The sequence below is a fragment of the Luteibacter sp. P4_D7_3 genome (assembly GCF_056401735.1).
The window spans coordinates 1-4,096 of the sequence record NZ_JBFUIT010000336.1; the positions used below are offsets into that span (position 1 = coordinate 1).

The following is a 4,096-nucleotide window of genomic DNA, read 5'->3' on the forward strand; positions in this document are numbered from 1 at the left end:
GGGCGGGCGTCGGCTCAGGGTCGGCATCGGGCAGCCAGGTGCAACTCGATATCACCGGAGCACGAGCGTCGCGCGAGGGCGTCACCGGTATGCAAGCGCTGCTGACCTGGTCGCAGCGCCTGGGCGAGGCATGGTCGGTCGCGCTTTCGCACTCGAGGCAGGGTCCGGGTTTTCGTGAATTCCTCGGTTCGTCCTTGCGCGTCGCCGCCGGCGCGCGTCGAACACGCTATCGCGACCAGACCTCGCTCTCGCTTTCCTGGTCACGCCAGGGGTTGGGCAACCTCAGTGCGGGATATTCACGTACCGGTCTGTTCGACGGCCAGACGACAAGCCGGGCCCTGGCTTCCTGGGGTACCCGTATCGGCCGCGCATCGGTATCGTTGTCGGCGGAATGGACGCTTAGCCACGAGCGTCGCACCGGTAACAAGAGCTTCTATCTGAACGTCAATGTGCCGCTTGGCGATAGCCATCGCCTGGCGAGCACCGTGCGTCGGTACGCCGGCGAAACCCGCTACGGTGCAAGCTTCTCCGGGCAGATGAGCGAGTTCGCTTCGTACAGTACCGGGCTGGAATATCGGTCCCGCGACCACCAGCGCAGCGAGTCAGCCGCCGTCTCCTTGCTGCCGCGTTACTTCCAGCTGGACGCCGGGTATGCGCACGACACGCGCAGCCGCACCACGAGCCTCGGCCTTCGCGGCGGTCTGGTCGTGCACGATCGGGGCGTGACGGCGTCGCCTTATGCCGTGCGTGACACTTTCGGCGTCCTCTCCGTGGGCGATACCGCTGGCATACGTGTATCGACGCCGGGCGGGCCGGTATGGACCGATGCACGCGGCTACGCGGTGCTGCCGCAACTGAGCGCCTATGGCAACAGCAGCATCGAAGTCGCCACCGATTCGCTCCCGCGCGACATGGATATCGACCACGGTGCCTCGGTCATCTCAGCCGGCCGTGGCACGGTGGCGAAACTCGCCTTCGGGGTGAGCAGGACGCGTCGCGTCCTCGTGCGTGCGCAGACTGTGGACGGGCAGCTCCTGCCGTTCGGTGCCACGGTGACGGACGAGACGGGTGAGGTGGTCGGCATGGTGCAGCGTGAGGGCGAGATTTTCGTACCGAACGTGATGGCGACACCCCGGCTATGGGTGAGCGGCCCCGATACGCCTCCCTGTGAGCTCGACATCGACATCGACATCGGCGATCACGTCGATCGAGACACGTATTACGAGTCCGCGTCGGCGGTATGCCGGGTGAGCGGCGAGGCCGTTCGATGATGGCCGGACGGAGGGCGGTCGCCAAGGCATTCGCCCATGTCGCCGCGTGGTTGCTCGCGCTGCTGTTCGTGCCCACCGTTGGTGCGCAGGATCACCCCTGCAACGTGCTGCTCGGCGCGCCGCACGTCGACTACGGTACGCTCAGCCGGGCGACGCTGGCGGTCGATGCCCATGGCGTGCTCGGCCTGCCGGCTCGTACCGTGGCCCTGCACATCCATTGCTCCGAGCCTGGCGACATGGTGCTTTTCTTCCGCGGGCCGCCTGCCGATGCTGTGGCATTTCGTTTCACCGACCAGGGCCGTTTTGCCCTGCGCCTGCGCGACGGACGTCTGGACGGCCTGCCCGTGGACCTGGGGTGGGTGGACCACAGCGGTGGCATGTCACGTCGGACGGATGACCGGCTGGCATGGACGCCTGACCAGGGATTATCGCCGGTGAAGAACGGCATGGCGGCGACCGGTCGCGATTTCAGCGCGCAGATCGACATCGATACGTACATCGACGAAGGTGCGTTGAAGGTCAGTGACGCCTCGCGCTGGGTAGTGACGGGTACGGTCGACATGGGCCGTGCCGCGGCGCCGCGCGAGCTCACCCTTCAGGCCGACGTACAGCCGGGGCGTTGCAACGTGGATATCGTTCGCCACGTGTCGTTCGGGCATCTTCGCTCGACGGACCTGGATAGCCATGGCGCTTCGACACGGATCCCGTCGGCCGGGAACGGCCAGCTACGGGTGGTGTGCGATGCGCCGATGCCATTCGCCTTCCGTGTGATGCGTGACGAACGCGCAGGTACGGCGTCCGCACCGGTCGGCCTGGGAACGTCGTACAAGGACGGCGAACTATTTGGCCTGGGCAAGACAGGTGCCGGCGAGAACATCGGCGCCTACGTATTGCACTGGGCTGCGCATGCGACGTCCGACCAGGGCGACCTTCGCGCGACACAGTCGCTCGACGGTGGCCGGTCGTGGCTATCCACGGAGGCTTCCATCGTCGCCAATCACGCCAATGCCGGGCGGGTGGGTTACGTCGGCGCCAAGGACGCGGCGACGGGTCCTGCGCGTTTGAAGGTACTCGACGTGACCCTGGAGACGACGATCTTCATTGCACCCAAGCACCTGCTCTCGCTTGGCGAAGAGATAACGGCAGATGGCCTGGTCACTTTCGAGATCGTCTACTGACGAAAGAACGCAACACACAACCGATGGAGGTACCACCTTGACGCTTTGTTCTTCCCTGTTTGCCCTCGGGCCACTGCTTCGTGCGAGATCAACGACGTCCAGTGCCGGACAAAGGAAAGTCATGAGCCCTTGTGGGCGTTTGATTGGGGTGGCACTTGCTTTAGCGCCGATCGGGGTCCGAGCAAGTGATCGGGCGGACCTGAGCGTAGCGGGTACGATCATGCCGTCGTCGTGCGAGGCGTTCGTGCGCGGCGGTCAGCTCGACCTTGGGGTGATCCACTTCGCGGACCTGAATCCCGACGAGACTCAGCCGACCCATCTCGTCGACAAGGAGAACAAACTCGACATCCTCTGCAATGGACCTGCCCGGTTCGCTCTCGGGGCCACGGACCTGTCCGATGGCGGCGGCAACGGACGCAATTTCTTCGGCCTCGGCCTTGGGTCCAATGACAAGTCGATAGGCCACATAACGATAAGCGAGCGCAATGACGGATTCATGGCCGATGGTAAACGGGCGTATCTGACGGCGACGGAGGATCGCGAGCTCTGGTTTGCCTCGTCGAAAAGCCCCATACCGTTTTCCCAGGCGGACTACCTCCTCGGCCTGAACAAGACCGAAGGATCGAGTGCGGGCCCGGACTTCGTACGGCAGGCGTCGATGTGGTTGTTCATCCCCGTGACGATCGCGCCGAAGGCGGATCTGGTGCCGGGAGACGAGCTCGTCCTCGCCGGAAATGTCTTGTTCGAGATCAAGTATCTCTGACCTTGGGTCACGCGATCGTCCAGGGTCGGTCGATATCCATGCCGGCGTCGATGCCGGCAACGTAAATCAACAAGGAATGCGAATGAAACACTTCAATGCCTTAGGCGCATCGGCAGCGCTGCTGCTCATGGCCAGCTCGGCAGTGGCGAGCGAGACCCGCGCCGATCTTCTCGTCAAGGGATCCATTACCCCGGCTGCAGCATGTAGCGTGGTCATCGGCAGCACACTCAAGCTGGGTACGATCAGGCGTGATCAGCTCGAGGCGGATCCCTCCAAGGAAACCGAACTCGAGGAGCAGCGGGTGTCGACGACGGTCAACTGCCCCAGTGCCCGACGCTTTGCCTTTGTCGTTCGCGAAGCCGGGGGCAACGATGCGTCATCGGACAGGATCTTCCCGATGCGGGCGAATGAAAGTGGAAAAGATACCGGCAAGTTGTTCCTTCTCTTCGATGCCCAATCGACCAAGATCGACGGCGTCCAAGGCTACGCGACGGGTGCGGACCGCGTGAATGACCTCGAGCAAGCCACCTGGGGGCCGGCAACGTCATCGCGCGAGAACCTGCCGATCACCAACGGACGCTACGCGGTGGGTTTCGTCACGGAGGCGGCGAGCACGGCAGCGCCGGCCAATATCAAGGACCTCAGCGTCAAGCTGCTGGTGAGGCCCCGGATCAATCCCGTGAACGAGCTCGACCTTTCCGCGGATATCGGCTTCTCGAGCGATCTCGGGCTCGAAATAAACTACTTCTAGTCGCAAGCCGTAGGAGTCGATTCATCGGTGATCCCGCCGCAGCGGGGGCAGTTCGTCGCGGCGCGGAAGTCCACCGCAGCGGGGCAGCCGGTCGCGAGCACCCATCGCCGATGAATCGGCTCCCACCATACAG

The 4,096-nt window shown here is 64.0% G+C and carries 4 protein-coding genes; all 4 read left to right on the top strand.

Annotated elements, in window-relative coordinates; all coding sequences use genetic code 11:
* On the top strand, nucleotides 1-1,271 hold a 1,271-nt coding region (locus tag AC1DSN_RS19310), incomplete at its 5' end, for a fimbria/pilus outer membrane usher protein (protein ID WP_477332285.1).
* Nucleotides 1,268-2,449, top strand: a complete 1,182-nt coding sequence (locus AC1DSN_RS19315) for a DUF1120 domain-containing protein (RefSeq protein ID WP_477294934.1) — start codon at nucleotides 1,268-1,270, stop codon at nucleotides 2,447-2,449. The genes AC1DSN_RS19310 and AC1DSN_RS19315, both read left to right, overlap by 4 nt.
* A 220-nt stretch (nucleotides 2,450-2,669) precedes the next feature.
* The gene (locus AC1DSN_RS19320) at nucleotides 2,670-3,212 is read left to right on the top strand and encodes a DUF1120 domain-containing protein (protein WP_063572544.1); all 543 of its coding nucleotides are present in this window, start codon (nucleotides 2,670-2,672) and stop codon (nucleotides 3,210-3,212) included.
* An 82-nt stretch (nucleotides 3,213-3,294) separates the two neighbouring features.
* Entirely contained in the window at nucleotides 3,295-3,963 is a 669-nt protein-coding gene (locus tag AC1DSN_RS19325) for a hypothetical protein (protein WP_477294938.1), read from the top strand.
* The last annotated feature ends 133 nt before the right edge of the window (nucleotides 3,964-4,096 follow it).

Coding starts and splice junctions, on each gene's coding strand:
- AC1DSN_RS19315 (WP_477294934.1), top strand. CDS start 1,268: ATGATGGCCGGACGGAGGGCGGTCGCCAAGGCATTCGCCCATGTCGCC.
- AC1DSN_RS19320 (WP_063572544.1), top strand. CDS start 2,670: ATGCCGTCGTCGTGCGAGGCGTTCGTGCGCGGCGGTCAGCTCGACCTT.
- AC1DSN_RS19325 (WP_477294938.1), top strand. CDS start 3,295: ATGAAACACTTCAATGCCTTAGGCGCATCGGCAGCGCTGCTGCTCATG.